Annotated in this window: 16 protein-coding genes and 1 pseudogene; 10 read left to right on the top strand and 7 right to left on the bottom strand. The window is 42.7% G+C overall.

What is annotated here, in order from left to right; translation table 11 throughout:
* The first annotated feature begins 13 nt into the window (after positions 1-13).
* Positions 14-430 (top strand): hypothetical protein, encoded by a 417-nt coding sequence (locus QH73_RS22495; protein ID WP_132867481.1) that lies wholly within the window; start codon positions 14-16, stop codon positions 428-430.
* Between the two features lie 8 nt (positions 431-438).
* On the opposite strand, the gene QH73_RS27920 is transcribed toward QH73_RS22495, so the two are convergent.
* Positions 439-870 (bottom strand): hypothetical protein, encoded by a 432-nt coding sequence (locus QH73_RS27920; RefSeq protein ID WP_039714370.1) that lies wholly within the window; start codon positions 868-870, stop codon positions 439-441.
* 31 nt (positions 871-901) lie between these two features.
* Between QH73_RS27920 and QH73_RS22485 the strand changes: the two genes are divergently transcribed.
* Positions 902-2,002, top strand: coding sequence for an AI-2E family transporter (locus QH73_RS22485; RefSeq protein WP_201278294.1), 1,101 nt, complete (start codon positions 902-904; stop codon positions 2,000-2,002).
* 51 nt (positions 2,003-2,053) lie between these two features.
* Here QH73_RS22485 and QH73_RS22480 read toward each other — a convergent pair whose 3' ends face one another.
* Positions 2,054-2,938 carry a hypothetical protein gene (locus QH73_RS22480; protein WP_132867480.1) on the bottom strand — a complete coding sequence of 295 codons (885 nt, stop codon included), beginning with the start codon at positions 2,936-2,938 and terminating at the stop codon, positions 2,054-2,056.
* A 142-nt stretch (positions 2,939-3,080) separates the two neighbouring features.
* The gene (locus QH73_RS22475) at positions 3,081-5,138 is read right to left on the bottom strand and encodes a serine hydrolase domain-containing protein (RefSeq protein ID WP_201278293.1); all 2,058 of its coding nucleotides are present in this window, start codon (positions 5,136-5,138) and stop codon (positions 3,081-3,083) included.
* Between the two features lie 388 nt (positions 5,139-5,526).
* On the opposite strand from QH73_RS22475, the gene QH73_RS22470 reads away from it, so the two are divergent.
* Complete coding sequence (locus QH73_RS22470) at positions 5,527-6,255, top strand: hypothetical protein (RefSeq protein WP_052289887.1); 729 nt, start codon at positions 5,527-5,529, stop codon at positions 6,253-6,255.
* A 31-nt stretch (positions 6,256-6,286) separates the two neighbouring features.
* On the opposite strand, the gene QH73_RS22465 is transcribed toward QH73_RS22470, so the two are convergent.
* A complete protein-coding gene (locus QH73_RS22465; protein ID WP_039714373.1) occupies positions 6,287-7,087 on the bottom strand; it encodes a DUF1206 domain-containing protein in 801 nt (266 codons plus the stop codon).
* A gap of 400 nt (positions 7,088-7,487) precedes the next feature.
* Between QH73_RS22465 and QH73_RS22460 the strand changes: the two genes are divergently transcribed.
* The 4 genes from QH73_RS22460 (at position 7,488) to pstB (ending at position 11,428) form a co-directional block, all read left to right on the top strand.
* Positions 7,488-8,000 carry an eCIS core domain-containing protein gene (locus tag QH73_RS22460; RefSeq protein WP_236147134.1) on the top strand — a complete coding sequence of 171 codons (513 nt, stop codon included), beginning with the start codon at positions 7,488-7,490 and terminating at the stop codon, positions 7,998-8,000.
* Between the two features lie 636 nt (positions 8,001-8,636).
* Complete coding sequence (pstC, locus tag QH73_RS22455) at positions 8,637-9,590, top strand: phosphate ABC transporter permease subunit PstC (protein ID WP_039714374.1); 954 nt, start codon at positions 8,637-8,639, stop codon at positions 9,588-9,590.
* 66 nt (positions 9,591-9,656) lie between these two features.
* Positions 9,657-10,553 carry a phosphate ABC transporter permease PstA gene (gene pstA / locus QH73_RS22450; protein WP_039714375.1) on the top strand — a complete coding sequence of 299 codons (897 nt, stop codon included), beginning with the start codon at positions 9,657-9,659 and terminating at the stop codon, positions 10,551-10,553.
* A gap of 41 nt (positions 10,554-10,594) precedes the next feature.
* Positions 10,595-11,428 (top strand): phosphate ABC transporter ATP-binding protein PstB, encoded by an 834-nt coding sequence (gene pstB, locus QH73_RS22445; protein ID WP_052289889.1) that lies wholly within the window; start codon positions 10,595-10,597, stop codon positions 11,426-11,428.
* A 91-nt stretch (positions 11,429-11,519) separates the two neighbouring features.
* Here pstB and pstS read toward each other — a convergent pair whose 3' ends face one another.
* The 3 genes and pseudogenes from pstS to QH73_RS22430 all read right to left on the bottom strand — a co-directional run bounded on the left by pstS (position 11,520) and on the right by QH73_RS22430 (position 14,181).
* Positions 11,520-12,623, bottom strand: a complete 1,104-nt coding sequence (gene pstS, locus QH73_RS22440) for a phosphate ABC transporter substrate-binding protein PstS (RefSeq protein ID WP_039714376.1) — start codon at positions 12,621-12,623, stop codon at positions 11,520-11,522.
* A 488-nt stretch (positions 12,624-13,111) separates the two neighbouring features.
* Positions 13,112-13,773 (bottom strand): annotated as a pseudogene (locus tag QH73_RS22435) (AI-2E family transporter).
* Between the two features lie 36 nt (positions 13,774-13,809).
* Positions 13,810-14,181, bottom strand: a complete 372-nt coding sequence (locus QH73_RS22430) for a hypothetical protein (RefSeq protein WP_132867478.1) — start codon at positions 14,179-14,181, stop codon at positions 13,810-13,812.
* 306 nt (positions 14,182-14,487) lie between these two features.
* Between QH73_RS22430 and QH73_RS22425 the strand changes: the two genes are divergently transcribed.
* The 3 genes from QH73_RS22425 (at position 14,488) to QH73_RS22415 (ending at position 16,253) form a co-directional block, all read left to right on the top strand.
* The gene (locus tag QH73_RS22425; RefSeq protein ID WP_052289892.1) at positions 14,488-14,853 is read left to right on the top strand and encodes a hypothetical protein; all 366 of its coding nucleotides are present in this window, start codon (positions 14,488-14,490) and stop codon (positions 14,851-14,853) included.
* Between the two features lie 55 nt (positions 14,854-14,908).
* A complete protein-coding gene (locus tag QH73_RS22420) occupies positions 14,909-15,358 on the top strand; it encodes a hypothetical protein (RefSeq protein ID WP_039714378.1) in 450 nt (149 codons plus the stop codon).
* Positions 15,359-15,446: 88 nt separating this feature from the next.
* Complete coding sequence (locus QH73_RS22415; RefSeq protein ID WP_039714379.1) at positions 15,447-16,253, top strand: hypothetical protein; 807 nt, start codon at positions 15,447-15,449, stop codon at positions 16,251-16,253.
* Positions 16,254-16,283: the final 30 nt, after the last annotated feature.

Genomic DNA, 16,283 nt, shown 5'->3' with positions numbered 1-16,283 from the left:
GGGAGTAAATCGTATGAATGCTAGCGATTCGATCGAACACATGGCATCTCAGAAAAATCTTCACAGAGAAACTACAAACCTAAAAAGCTTGGAAAGAACAAATTTAATTACAGAAAAACCAGAAGGGGGACAGCTAACTAGAGAAAAAATAGATGTAGTAAATCCCGCTGAATATACAGGAATTGTTTTACCTATTTACTTAGCAATAGCAGCAGGGGTACTAATTATTTTTCAGATCTCACGCAAAAGAGAACAAAGCCTTGCTAGCGATTTTTTGAGTCGTCTTCATCAACTTCCCTGCATGAATTGTCATTTTTATTGCATGAACCCGCATCTCAAGTGTGCGGTAAATCCATCTGTTGTTTTAACTAGGCGAGCTATCGATTGCCCAGATTATCGTCCTCGTAACGATACAACATCTTTTCGCTAAGTTGCACTCTACCAACTTTCTCGATCGCCAATAGCGGCGGTTGATGCATACAACTTTTCAGCAGTTAACATGCAAACGCGATCGCGTGTTTCTTTGCTCAAACAATCGAGAAATGGCGTATATCGAGAAATATCTGCTGCTAAAGTTTCAAAATGACCGAAAATATCTGAACCTAAATAGATGCGATCGCTATGTTTCTCCGTAATTTCACTCCAATTTGGATCGGGGTTGCCATCAGGACAAATATTGTCCATTTCTCGCAACAAAGCCTGAAAACCGTCAGTTTGTTGAATAAAATTAACGCCATGTAGGTGAGCGTCGAAGATAGCGTACTTACAATTGGGAGAAGTAGACGTATGGTAATGGTAGTGATGATTTTTGAATGAAACTCGCCACCAATCTTGAGCTGGCGGTTTCTGACTCCCGCAGCAGAAAGTCATGTTTACTGGTCACTGGTCACTGATTTAAGAGATGTTCGTCTGGGTTGGAATCAGTGAGAGCCAACCGCTCAAAAAAGCAATCTCTGGAGGTAGTATTGTGCGCTTAGGTCAATGGCTCGGCTTACTTGCCTTGGCGATCTCTCTTTATATTCTTTGGCAAATTCAGCAGGTCGTTTTACTGTTATTTGCAGCTGTAGTCTTAGCAACAGTTTTAAATCGAGTTGTGCGAAGAATGCAGCAATACCGCATTAAACGTGGATTTGCTATTGCAATTACAATTGCGGTTTTACTAGCAGTCATTGTTGGCTTTTTTGCGTTCATCGTGCCGCGCATTGTCGATCAGTTACAACAATTAGTTGGTGTATTGCCCCAAACATCAGAAAGAATAGCGGCTTGGTTGAATTGGTTGCAATCTACGATCCCAGGAGCAATATTTGAACAGCTCCGCGTATTGGAGAATATTCCACAACAGCTTCAAATATGGATAACACGATTATTAGGTAACTTCTTTGTCATCCTCAATAACTCGCTTACCGTTGTTCTTAGCTTGCTGCTATTCTTAGTTCTGACCATCATGCTATTGGCGAACCCCTCCCAGTACAGACGGGTTTTTATCTTAGCTTTTCCTAACTTTTATCGACGACGAATTGACGAAATTTTGTCAGAAACCGAGGAATCCTTAGTTGGTTGGATCGAAGGCACTCTTATAGCAATGGTTGTTATTGGTATAGTCTCTTTGATTGGGCTGTCAATTTTGGGAGTACCACTACCTTTAGTCAATGCTGCTTTAGCCGGATTGTTAGAATTCATTCCTAATGTGGGACCAACTTTGAGCGTCGTTCCTCCAGCACTGCTTGCCCTGCTTGATGCTCCCTGGAAGGCAGGAGCAGTTATATTACTTTATATTGTAATTCAGCAGTTTGAAAGCCTGGTTTTAGTTCCCTTAATTATGAAACAAGAGGTGAATCTAATGCCTGTGTTTACCATATTATCAGTGGTAGTTTTTGCCAGCTTATTCGGCTTTTTAGGTTTGTTTCTCGCTATCCCGCTGTTGATAGCGTTACAGATTTGGCTCAAAGAAGTCTTGGTTAAAGATGTGATGAATAAATGGCAAGGACGACAAAATAATTAGGAATAATTACCCGATTGAGTGCGAGCGAGATTTCTCCCACTCGCCATTTATCTATTGTTCAACTGCGGATGGATACACGTTATCGATAATCAGCACGGGTCTGTCAGCGTAATCTACTTCCAGTTGTTTTCGTATACCAGCGTCTAAAGTGAAGCCATATTCCCGTTCTATATCAGCGATAACCAGCCGATCTAGCACCCCAGTTGCAACTACTTTCTCACCTTGAGTCACTCTTTGTCTCGCAGCCTGTTTTGGATATGGATTCAAAACTAGCAAATTGTTTTCCAGTACAAAAGCATTAGGACTATAGACGCGCTCAACGTTACCAGGTACGGCAAGTCGTCTATTGTAGTAGGGGGTGGGGTTGCCAGTTATCTCCTCTGGTTCTGGAGCTGGAGCAACCGAGCGGGCAATAATTACCGGATCGTTCTCGTATTGAGCATACGTAGCGCGATCGAATTGCTGGTTGTATCTTTTTGCGATCTCAGCCAGCGAAAAACTCCGAACTACGCCTGTTGCTTGCACTTCTATGCCATTAGACGGAATATCTAGTGGATTGCCAGAAAGATTTACGATTAAAATCGGTTCAACGCCAAGAAATTCTTCGTCGGCAATAGTAAAGGTATTGTTCCCAATTTTTTCTAGAAACCTACCTCTGACGGTTACTCTTTTACCAACCATAGCTTTGAATTTATCAGCTAATTCTTCAGAGGTGACGTTCCGGCGCTCTTGTGGCGTTCTTTGATTATTGACTTGAGCAATAACGTTTTCTTTGTTTGTGCTTCGCGTTACTTCTCCGGCATTGAGATAACCTGTAGGCATAGCGATCGCGATCGCGGCTAAGGCAAATGCTCCTTTAGCACTCCACGATCGAACAGAGCGATCGCCCTTGCTTAAATGAGAACTCACACTTTTACGGTTCGGTTTCTTAAACACGATAAACTCCTGTTTACTCTTTACTTATCGACAGTAAGAATAAATAGTGGAAAATTCGGGGAAAATGTCAAACGCTAGCACAATTACGCCCAAAGAAGTAGTTAGTTTGACTTACTATTTTTCAGTCTGAATAATTCAAGTGTTAAAACTGAAATCCTAATAAATTCCAGTAGGTCAGAAAGGGAATAAACACTAAAGCAGCTAGAGTAATTAAGGAATAGTGCGATCGCCTCAAGGAAGACCAGTAATTATTCTGCCAAGCCAAAGCGGTAAAGATAAACAATCCTAGTGTCAAAACAGTGGTAAGTAAGGGAATGCAAAGAAATGCGATCGCCACAGGAGGCACGCCGTATACTAGTCGCCAAAAGCCATACAGCCAGATCGATAGAGGAAAGCCAATCAGGAAAGCTAAGTTTAAAGTACCGATTAAACCTGCTAGTATCCAAGCCCAACGCAACTGCCGCTTTACTTGAAACCGCTTACCACGCAACCGCCGAAATAAAGGCGCAACCGGATAAACCAAGATAGCTGATAGAAATACGACTGTACAAAATCCTAAGATCCCTAGCTGCACCCAACTTGTTTCATACCAAGGTACATGCTCGTAGGCTCCAATTTTAGCCCACAGGGGATTAAACGCATATTTAATCCAACCGCTTTCATCCGGCTCAAAGGCTGTGAAAGCATCATCATTAACTCGCCGGAATAGCAATGGTTCGATGGGAGCTAACTGGATCTTTGGAGCATCGCCAACGAAGAACAAACCAGGAGTGCTAACGAGTAGAGTACCGTTGTCGCCTTGCTTGATATTAATATGTGCAAACGGAGCGGTGAGCTTAGCGAAGGTATGGCGAGGATATTCTAGATCTCGGTAAGTTCCGGTGAATCGTTCGAGCTGCTCTGCACTTAAAGCCAGAGGTTTCTTGACTGTTTGTTGCTGGGGAGCGGGAAAATAGCGATCGAAAAACTGAGTCAATAGCTTGCCATGTATCCCACTAAAGCTATTGGTAGCAATGAAAATACCGATGTTGCGATCGCTCATGAGGGTGAGAGAGCTAGAATACCCCCGCAAACTACCTAAGTGTCCGATTGTACGGATATTATTTTCCAACCGTTCGCGAAAACTGTAGCCAGTACCAGGTAATAGGGGGTGGTGGGTGAAGTGCTGCTCGTGCATTAGCCTCACTGTATCTTCCTCTAAAATGCGGGAGTTTTCATAGCGACCTTGCAATAGGTGAGCCAGCATAAATTGAGCCATATCTGTTGCAGTAGCTTGCATTGACGCACCTGGAGCAATGTTGAGATACAGATAGGGGACGGGTTTAAACTTGCCGCTTTGGTACTGATAACCTACTGCCAAATCGTTAGCTAAAGGGGGTGGTGGCGGCTGAAGAAAGGTACTTCGCCGCATCTGGAGCGGTTGAAAAATGTTTTTATCAATATATTGAGCGAAGGGAGTACCAGAAATTTTCTCCACGAGATATCCCAACAAAGCAATGCTGTGGCTGGAATAACTGTATAACTCACCAGGTTGCCAGACAACAGGTGGCATGTGGTCGGCTAGATAGTCTCCTAGTGGCTCCATTTCCTGGGCAGTACGAGCGGCAAGTCCAATCCGTCGTTTTGTCGTACCATCTGTATGCAGCATCATTCTGGCAGCCGTGACTGGCTCAGAAAAAGGATTTTTGATTTGAAAGTCCGTCAGGTACTTGTTGACATCAGCATGTATATCCAGCTGTCCCCGCTCGTACAACTGCATTGCTGCTGTAGCTGTAAACAGTTTGGAAAGCGAGGCAACGCGAAACAGAGTTTTATCTGCTTCAACTGGGATTTTCTTTTCTAAGTTGGCATAACCATAACCTTTAGCAAAAAAGAGCTTGCCATCTTTCACTACAGAAATAACGCCGCCTGGGACATGAGTTTTTGACAACTCCTCTTGAAAGAAATTGTCTACAAATGCTTCAAACTCTTGCGGATCGTTTAATCCAGGCGCACTCGGAGCCGCAGGTACAGTTTGCTCTGGTTCAGTAATAGGCTGTTGGGGTTGGCGATCGATAACTTGTACGTCAGCTGGAGTGTTTCGCGCCCAACTCGGTAGTCCTGATAGCGATAGCAATAGGATAACGATCGCTACCCAAGAAATTAACTTAGAGGCAAACTTGCGTTTGGCGATCGCCTTGTTTCTTCTGTGTGGCAACATTTTTAGCCTATTGATTCAATTTTTTACCGTATGGCAATCTGAGATCGTGTACGAAAGCTGTCATCGGTCATCAGCAATTCACAAATGACCAATGACCAATAGTTGTCGTTGCAGCTGCCAAAGTAAACATTGTGGAATAGATTAAGCTTTTCATCAAAATTCTCCTTCTCAAAAACGTGAGTTTCATCGATCTGATGGTAAGGAATCTTGTTACTTTCATCTGCGGACATCACAAATGAAAATAAGTTTCGGTGGTATTACTGCTCGATCCTTCATCCCACCGAAGGCATAGTTGCGCTCCAGAAACTTCTGTAAATCAACAGCTTTACTAGCCTTGCGTTAAGAATAGATCTAGATAGTGGAAAACTGGTGGAGAGACTCGACTCAAATGTGGAATAATGGCGCAATCGCCTTGTTGCTTTTATCGGCTCTGACTGCCTGCAATATGACTAACTCGAATGGTTCCAATACTGGCATGACGATTAATGAAATTACCAACCGACCTAACGCCAACCTTATAGGCAAGACCGTGACAGTCAGCGGAGAAATCGAAGAAGTCATCAGTCTAAAGGCATTTATTATTGAGGGGGATGGCTTCTTTAACGATCCAGAATTACTAGTTGTAAATCTCAGTGATTCTCCCATAGTTAACGACAGTAACATCCAAGTAACAGGCACAGTTCGTCAGTTCTCTAAATCGGAAATTGAGAAACAGTTGGATTTGAATTTGGCTCAGCAGTTGGAAGCAGAATTTAAGGGTAAGCCTCTACTTGTCGCTACGGCAATTACCCTAACACCAGAGCCAGGTGAAGTTGCTGAGGAACCAGCCCCATTTATCGGTAAGAACGTTACCATCAGTGGCAAAGTTGAACGAGTTATTAGTCGCAATGCATTTACACTTGATGACCAAGAATTTATTGGTGGTAAAGAGTTGTTAGTTGTAGGCGCTACTGGTGCTATTGATACAGGTGAGACTGTCCGAGTGACTGGAACGATTCGCAAGTTCGTTGCAGCAGAGATTGAAAAAGATTTGGGTGTTAAGCTACAACCCGAACTAAAAGCAAAATATGAGGGCAGAGCTGCGGCGATCGCTCAGTCAATTGAGATTGTACAGTGAATTAGTAGACAAAACTACCCATACAGTCTCATCAGATCCGAATCCGTCGATACCGTGCCAGGATCAGCAAGTGGATGGCATAAGCAATCAGACCGACTGCAATAATACCCAAAAGCCAGCGACCAAATGTTTCTTCTGCTAGCGTTTGCAACGCCCCACCCAGTCCTTGAACTTCGTCTGGGTCGGACTGAACGGCGGCTTGAATCAGAAGCAGACCGATAACACCGAAAGCAACGCCACGGGCAGTAACACCAAATCTACCGATACCCATCGCCCATTTTACCTGGGCAGTACTCATTTGTTTTAATTGCAGCCGTTGACGGAATCGTTCGGTAAAGGCTACATACGCAAAGGAAACGCCTATGCCTAGCACCACGACTCCAACAATCCCGACCAGCCATTGTCCAAAGGGTTGTGCTAGCAAACGTGCCGTCCAGTCCTGTCTCCAACGATTGTCACTTGATACACCAGCAATAATCTGTACGGCAGTAACGGCTAGACCTGCGTAACTCGCGCCGCTAATCGCGTAGCCCAGGCGGGGGATAACTCTGTTAGCATTATTGCTTTGATATTCAGGATCTACAAACGCTTGAAAGAAACGCCAAACTGCATAGCTAGCTAAACCGACAGCCACTACCGTCAGCAAAAATTTACCAAATGGTTGCGTCACAATTATCTGGAGAACATCACTCGTCCCAGGTGCTTCGTCACCAATGCCGAGTGCTACAGGCATTGCTAGCAAACCGACAATTAAGTAAACCACTCCTTTAACTGCATAGCCGAACCTGGCTACTCGCTCAATCCACGAGTTGTCAGTATTGAGCTTTCGCATACTTTGCCGCACTACTCATTTATCTTAATACCTACAATTCTCCACGAGTTTTGCACTATTCAGAGCTATCCTCAAGAATACAATTAATTGAACTAAATTCATTCCAGCTATTGCTCGGATAACTCCTCTAGTACGCCAGTGCGAAGATTTTCTGAAAAAGTCTAATTTGCGATCGCGACTTACTACCATCACATTAATAGTAAGCGGAGCAAACCGATCTTCAAGAATACAGGTCGATCTTATGAAAAGAAAAAGGGTTTTCAAATTCGGTTCGCTCGCTATTTTATTGGCATTAATTATCCTATTTTTTGGCAGTTCAAAGCTTACAGGAAATCGAACTCATAACTGTCATTGGTCAGACATAAGTTGTAACCTATACTTTCAAAAATATACAGAAATCTTGACTGAAGAAACATGGGGTCAAGCAGGGATAGTAGCATATCAAGCCGCTGCTCGGTGGATGTATGCGAATAACGGTAGTGGTCGAGCATTAGACGATCTGCAAAAACAGTATTTACGCATCTATTTTGGCGATTTAGTCGATCGCGTGGCAATCGCCTACAATGCTAAATTGATGGATGGCTGGTTATATGCTGATTTCAAAATAGATATTGGACAAGTTGATGCGATTGCTCAGACTTATTGCGATCGCATTTACCTTGAAGGCTCCTATAAATCTGGCGATCCCGTTCAACTGGCATTATTAGCTCACGAACTCGTACATGCGCGGCAATGCGAGAGCCTTGGTGGGGAAACTCAGTTTGGATATGCTTACTTTAAAGAATTCAGAAGGGCAGGTCAAAGTTATAAAGATAATAAACTAGAAATAGAGGCTAAGGATTTTCAAAAGCAGTTTGCCGGATGGCTGACTCATCAATTAGCAACTGATGAAGTAGCACCAGAAGAAGGATAACATCAATTCTATTTTTATAACTGAGTTCGGATTGCTAGCTTTATTGAAATATCAGACTGAAGCCTATAGAACTCATATTCGATTTTTGAAATATACGTAGGGTGCGTTATGCCAAAGGCTAACGCACCACTATAAGTTTTTGGTGGGTTACGCGATCGCGTAACCCACCCTACCTGTACTTAGATTTTTTCAATAATCAAACTGAATTCCTATAGTAGGAGCGCACAGCTTTGTATTTATCCCTATAAATGTCATGTATGCAATCGAGAATTGCTGCATAAATTACCTATTAAATATTAAGACGAGGTAAAATTCAAGTTATATTTCTATTAATCTTATTAGCAAAATACGCCTTTTTGAAATATTTAGAACTAAAGATATAGATATTGCTTGCCAAACTTTAGTATAAATCTATCGCAAGCAAGAAGAACGGTAGCCAAACAAGCTTGATAGAATCTGCTTTGTTAGTTAGAAGTAAGATTAGACATCCTAGAACTCAATTCAGGCGGCAATATTTTAGCAATAAAGTTAGTTCTAAAATAATTAAAGTAGTCAATAACAGTTTTAAACAGCTTAATTCAATTTCATTATTGTATTTTAAAGTTTGTTACTTTTGACTTTTACTTGAGATGAAAAATGAATACTACAACTAATAACTCCCAGATGACAGCGCAAGAAGCGCGGTCTGGAACTGAAAAAACAATAGATCGAAGTTTTTTTTGGACTACACGAATACTAGCACTAGCTGTAGCTGGAGTTCTGTTGTGGATAGCCGGACAAGTAGCTTGGAATTCTATCCCTGCGATTCAACAATTTGGCTTAGAATTTCTCGCAACTGCTGCTTGGAATCCGGTTGAAGAACTCTATGGCGTACTGCCTATGGCTTATGGAACAGTAGTAAGTTCCTTCATCGCATTGCTATTAGCTGTTCCAGTTGGCTTAGCGTGTGCGATCGTTTTGAGCGAAAATTTTTTACCATTGTCAATTCGGACTTCACTGACTTTTTTGGTAGAACTGCTAGCAGCAATTCCCAGTGTTGTCTATGGCTTGTGGGGCATATATGTTTTGATCCCGTTTCTGCAACCGATTGGCAGGTGGTTCCACGATAATTTCGGTTATATACCCCTATTTGCCACACAGTACGCGGGACCAGGTATGTTACCTGCTGGAGTCGTCCTGGCGATTATGATTTTACCAATTATTGCAGCCATCTCCCGCGATTCCCTCGCTGCCGTTCCTAGCGAACTTCGATGGGGTTCTTATGGCATCGGCTCGACGCGCTGGCAAACAATTTTTAGCGTTCTAATCCCAGCCGCATTTTCAGGTATTGTGGGTGGTATTATGCTAGGTCTGGGGCGGGCGTTAGGAGAAACAATTGCTGTTACTTTGGTAATTGGAAATAGTAATAATTTAAGTTTTTCAATTTTAGCACCAGCAAATACAATCGCTTCTCTACTAGCTAATCAATTTGCCGAGGCATCTGGATTGCAAAAGTCCTCTTTATTTTATGCTGGGCTAGTTTTGTTTGTCATCACGTTAATTGTCAATATTTTGGCGTATTGGATTATTCAAAGGGTGAAAAAGTATTAATTGGTAATTGGTAGTTAACTTTGAGTGAAAAGCAAGCGATCGCTAATGAAGGAGAAGATGAAGCTTATGGCAACTAATAATATTGAGGATCGCTATGCCGAAGAATTTCCAACTCCGAAAATGGAGCATTCCTACACTACTCCTCGAACGGCGATCGGATTGGCGCTGACAGTATTAGCATTTTTACTACTAGGAGTTGCCCTGCTACCGCTGTTTTTGGTAATTGGCTTTGTCATTGTTAAAGGCGCAAATCGACTTAACTTTGAATTATTTACAGGCTCGATCCCCGTAGCACTACAACCAGGCGGAGGTATCGCTCCGGCAATTGTGGGAACGCTGATTGTGGTTGGAATTGCTACTGCAATCAGCATTCCCTTTGGCGTGCTAGCCGCAGTTTATTTATCAGAATTTAGCTCTGGTAGAATAGCTAGGTGGATTCGTTTTGCTACTAATGTTCTTAGTGGAGTTCCTTCCATCATCGTTGGTATTTTTGCTTATGGCGTTATCGTTCTGACGACCAATACTTACTCTGCTGTGGCGGGGGGATTTGCCCTAGCCATTCTCATGTTGCCAATTGTAGTACGGACTGCTGATGAGTCTTTGCAGCTCGTACCGCAAGAGATACGCTGGGCATCAGTTGGGGTGGGAGCTTCTAACTTTCAAACCGTGTTGACAGTAGTATTACCTGCGGCGATGGGGGCGATCGCTACTGGAGTGACCTTGGCGATCGCCCGTGCGGCGGGAGAAACTGCACCACTGATTTTTACAGCGTTGTTCTCTCAATACTGGCCTAGAGGTATTTGGGAGCCTGTCCCAACCCTCTCTGTTTTGATCTATAACTTTGCTGCCGTACCTTATCAGAATCAGCAAGAAATCGCCTGGGCAGCTTCCCTAATCCTGGTGCTTTTGATTTTGCTTGCCAGTATTCTCGCTCGCTGGGTAGCAAGTAGATCGACTTACTAAAAAGCTGACTCGTACAACTTACCATCCTCCCAACAATTGTTATGTACTCTAGAAATCAGACCGACGATCGCTTGGCTCAACCAGTGCCAGCCGATCCACGCGATATGGTATTACGGACAGAAAGAGTGAACGTGTACTACGGCGACACTTTAGCAGTGCAAGAAGTTTCGATGGACATTTTGAAAAATAGCGTTACTGCCTTTATCGGACCCTCTGGTTGTGGTAAAAGTACGCTAATTCGCTGCTTCAATCGGCTCAATGAACTCATTGATGGCTGTCGGGTAGAAGGTAAAGTGATTTACCGTGGTAAAGACCTTTATGCAGCCAAAATCGATCCAGTTGCAGTGCGGCGGCGGATCGGTATGGTATTTCAAAAACCGAATCCTTTCCCGAAGTCAATTTATGAAAATATTGCCTATGGTGCTAGGGTAGTTGGTTTCAAGGGCGATATGGATGAATTAGTCGAGCGATCGCTCCAGCGATCGGGTTTGTGGAATGAAGTCAAAGATAAACTCAAAAGCAGTGGCTTGTCGCTCTCTGGCGGACAACAACAGCGTTTGTGTATTGCACGGGCGATCGCGCTTAAGCCAGAAGTCGTCTTAATGGATGAACCTGCTTCCGCTCTCGACCCGATATCTACCCAGCGCATAGAAGAACTAATTCACGAACTGAAGCAGGAGTACACGATTGTCATCGTGACTCACAATATGCAACAAGCAGCACGAGTCTCAGATTACACTGCTTTCTTTAATGCCGAAGCAGGAGATAACGGGAAACGCTTTGGTTATCTTGTAGAGTACGACAGAACTGAAGCAATTTTTGAGAGTCCTCAGCAATCTTCTACTAAAGAGTACGTCAGCGGTCGCTTTGGTTAAGCAAAAGGTAAATAGATCGTCAGAAAAATTCAAAAGTCAAAAGTTAAAAATCAAAAAATAAGGGCGATATTTTCGCCCTTCAAAACTAACTTTAACTACCAATCTGCTCTACAGTTGGCGTGACTTTTTTGACAACTCCTTCCGGTAAAGGGATATAGCCTAGCTCTGCACTGAATTTTTGACACTCATTCAATGCATAGTTCACCACGTTTTCTATGGTTTGGGCTTTTTGTTGGTCTTGATATTGGTCGTAAACTAGCAGCCAGGTGTAAGTCACAATTGGATAAGATTGTTCTCCTTGAGGATCTCTAGCAAAAGAAACCAAGTTCTCAGGTAGTTCGATCGATTCCAAGGCATTAGCAGATGTTTCTGGTGTCGGTTCGACAAAATTGCCGGAATTATTTTCTAAAACAGCTACAGGTAGCTTATTCTGCGAAGCATAGCCGTATTCCACATAGCCAATTGCTCCTTTGGTTTGCTGAATCTGAGCCGTTACACCTTGGTTTCCTTTTGCTCCAATACCGACGGGCCAACTTACAGTTTTACCCGCCCCGACTTTACCTTTCCACTGCGGGCTAATTTCACTCAAGTGTTCGGTGAAAACGGCTGTAGTCCCGCTACCATCAGAGCGATGGACGACTGTAATCGGTAAGTCAGGCAAATTTACGCCAGGATTAGCTTCGGCAATTTGGGGGTTATTCCAATTCTTAATTTCACCCGTAAAAATTGCTGGATAAATTTCCCGTGGCAATCGGATGGGCTTTTCTACACCAGGTAAGTTGTATGCCAGGACAATTGCCCCCGCACTCAAGGGGATCGTCAGCGCCCCCCGTTCGATCTTTTTCCTTTGTTCCTCTGTAATTGCTACGTCGCTAGCGCCAAAGTCCACAGTTCCTTGAGTAAATTGCTCTACACCAGCTCCGCTACCCACAGGTTGATAGCTAACTCGTACATTTGGATTTTTTTGGTTGTACTCGGCAAAACACCGTTGGTAAAACGGAGCCGGAAAAGTTGCTCCAGCACCAGTTAAGGTGACATTTTCACCTGCTGCGGTATCTGCGGCTGGAGAGGTAGCGGGATTAGCTCCAGGTGTGTTTTCAGCAGTGTTCGGCGGTTGACAAGCAGCAGTCCCCAGAGAGATAGCAATTAAGGGTAGAACAAAGGTTCGTCGGATCGCAGAAAGTTTAGTCAGCATAAAATGTCCTTTTTGTTTTGCAGAAAAGTCACGTCTACGTTTGACTGGTTCGGGATCTGTAACGGGAAAACTGAGTGGTGTCAGCTCTTTTGAGCGATTCTAGATCCGCTAGTAGTTTGGATTGGGCGATCGCAGCAGCATACATCTAGCGATCGAACCCCTGAAATTCTTGCCAAAACATGACTCAAAAATGAAGCTTGCAACAAGTCTATTAGAAAAGGAGAGCAGTCAACCTTATTTAACTAATTTGAATTATTATCTTTAGCTAGAAGATAGTAATTCAACTGTCAAAAGCTTTGTGACGACAGTAACATTTTGAAAAAATATACAATTTGAATCAAGTATCAATAGAGCTATTTCTTATGAAATAGTATTGCTGAAAAATGTCGTTTCCCTGCAACATTGCTAATACACAGTCAATCCTCTTTTAGGAGAATCAGAGTTAAAATTTGGTTAAAGTTTGAATATTAAATGGTTAATTCATTTAATTAATGCCTCTTAAGTCTATCCACTCTAGTTGACATTTCTTGTTCTGCTTGCATTTCTTCAATTTCAAAAAAGCTAACAATGACACCAGTTATGGGAATTGCCAGAAAAACACCTACTATTCCCGCAACTCTAGCACCGACAAGTATAGCCAAAAAAGTGACTACAGGATTAATATTGACTGCATCTTGCATGACTTTAGGAGCAATTAAGTTATCTTGAATCTGCTGAAGCACAAAACAAACTCCTAAAACTTTTAAGGCTAGCCAAACGCTTTGAGATAAAACGATTAAAAAAACTATAGTAATTCCTAATATTGCTCCAATTTCAGGGATAAGATTGACAAAGCCGAGCATGAGTGACAAAATTAATGAAAATGGAACTTGTAAAACTAAAAAACTACAAAACTAGAAAATGACAAAAACAAAACTAATAGAAACTGTCCTCTAATAAAAGCTAGAATGCGTGGCAAGAAACGACTGAGCCAACGAACAGGATAGCTGAGTACAAAAGCTAAAATTGCCGCAAAAGCAAAAATAAAGATAATAGTTTCAAAGTAAGATATTAGCTGGACTAAAGCCCAACCAGAAGCAAATAATAGTAGAAAGCGAACTAACACCGGATGATGAATTTGACTCCACAATCTCTTTCTCGGCTCCCTCATGTAATATTTCTGTAGAGATACGCTTTTTTGTAAATTTTATCTAATCAAATTGGCGATCGCGTATCCTGTATCGTGCTTTAATTCAAGCTTTCTATTGCTGCAAAAGTGCGCGATCGCGTTGAGCTTGCCGTTGGACAGAGCGTAACATTGCATCCAGCCCGACATCGCTACAGCAGAAAGAAAAAATGGGTAGATAGTTGGTTGAAGCTGCCACCACAACCATTCTGTGAGTAGCATTGCTACGACGGTGCTGAGGATAGCAATGCTATAACGCTGTAGTTGGGAGCGTTTCAAGTTCAGCTTCTCCTGTTGTTTTTGCCTGTCTGCCCGTGCTGAAGCAGTTAAAGAGCGCGAAATTGCAATGCGATCTATATGACAAATGACAACTCTTAACTGGTCACTGGTCACCGATCGCTGATTCAATCTTCTTTCTACCCAAGTTTTCCACTTTTATACCCTAGCTTTAGAGGTAGACAACCAAACTGGATTTCCTGTATGGAAACCTAAAACTCTATGCAAAGTAAAAATACTTTAGTACAAAAACATACGCGATCTTTTGTACTAAAGACTGTAAGTTTTGACTTTTCAACGATAGTAACAATGAGCAATTGAGTTTCAATTTTGACTATAACTTTAGTTCGATCGCTCAGCCAACTTCAAATTGCAAAACACAATACTTGTTCGCGACTCCCCATCATTCAGGAAAGCCATCCAATGTCTAAACAACTAATTTATCTGACATTGCCAGCGATCGCCGAAGTCATTGAAGATGTTTTAGCTACAGAACCCTATCGTTTCTATCAAAATTTTTTTGTCATTCCTGAATTACAGCAAAAGCTGATTGCAGATATTTTCAGACAAATTCGCGATCGCTACACGGTTTTGATTGACGATACTCAACCCTCATCCAACTACTCCACAACTGCTCTATCCTCCCAACAGTGGTTAGATATGAAAGAGATTGCTCAACAGAGGATTTATCATCTTCTTCAAGAAAACCGTTGCGAGTGGGAAAAATTAATGAGCGATCGCGCAAACGTTGTAACTGAATTGACTGAAAAAAATAATATTGATTGCTAGTTTTTATCCTTTCTCATTGTGTATTACTACCTTCATTGAATAGGAAATTGAGATAATGTCAACTGAAACTGAAATTGTCAGTTATATTCCCCCACAACTTTATCAACGTGTAGAGCAGTTTAAAGAGCAGCAGAGTTTAAACTCGATTGCTGATGCTGTAAATGTCATCTTAGAAGACTACTTTGGATTGCATTCTTATCAAACTCCCACGGATAAAACTCTCACGACAATGGTGGAGGACTTAAGCGGTGAAGTTAGCGATTTGAAAAGTCAGTCGCAACTACAACAGCAAAATTTCAGCGATCGCCTAAACCAATCTAGCAACACGAACAGCCAAGGCGATTTATTGGACAGAAAGCAATTGGCTGAGCGACTAGGAGTTGACCAGACGGCGATCGCGCAACACGAAACCGATGGTAAGGAGTTTGTGGAATGGTCGAAAAGCAAAGATCCAGCGCAAATTGCTTGGAGATATGCAGGAGCTAATCTGTTTCGGCGAGTTTGAAGTTAGTGTTTTTGAGTTCTCCACTAGTTTTCCACTATTGGGGCTTATCGTCAAAATATTGGTTTTCATCAAAGTATAAGAGATTTTCATGATAAGCAGATTTAGCAACACAACTTCTCATCGCCCACGTAAACTCACCCAAGTTTTCGGAAAAACTCAAGGAGCGATCGCCCTAGCACTGTTTGCTTTAGTGCTTCCTGCTTGTACTGGTACTGACTCCGACTCAGCAGGTCGCGAAGCTGGTACTACTACAAGCGAAGTCGCCGATCGATCGAATTCTAATCTCATTGGCAAGACTGTAACTATCAGTGGTGACATTCAAAGGCAAGTCAGCCAGCAGGCTTTTACGATTCAAAGCGATGAGTTTGTCAACGGTCAAGAAGTATTGGTTGTCAATGCTAATAAAGTTCCAATTGTCGAAGGGACTCTGACACAGGTGACGGGTACAGTTCGAGATTTAACTATAGTTGACGTAGAAAAAGAGTACGGCTTCGATCTAGACCCAGGTTTGGAAGCAGAAATTAGAGAACAACCCGTCATTGTGGCTACCCAAGTTGCTCTCAATCCTAATTTAGAGAAAATTACCAAAAACCCAGTCCCGTTCTTGGGTCGCACAGTCGCCGTTGAAGGCGATGTCGAGAGAGTGATTAGCCCAACTGCTTTCATGGTTGACAACAACGAAGTGCTTGGGGACGATGACATACTGATTGTCAGTGCCAAGCCAGCCAAGAATATTACCGAAGGTAGCCGCGTCCAAGTCACGGGAAATGTCCGTAAGTTGACGACAAGAGATTTAGAGCGGGAATTTAACTTGGGTCCGGCTAAGGAGTATGAAGTGTACGTCCAGAAACAGCCTGCAATTGTTGCTCAGACAACTCAAGTCGTGGGGCAATAAGTTACCAAACTCATACAGCATAATGTTTCG

The organism is Scytonema millei VB511283 (assembly GCF_000817735.3).
GTDB lineage: Bacteria > Cyanobacteriota > Cyanobacteriia > Cyanobacteriales > Chroococcidiopsidaceae > Chroococcidiopsis > Chroococcidiopsis millei_B.
The sequence above is the reverse complement of the archived record's forward strand: the minus strand, read 5'-3'. Positions and strand labels throughout refer to the sequence as shown.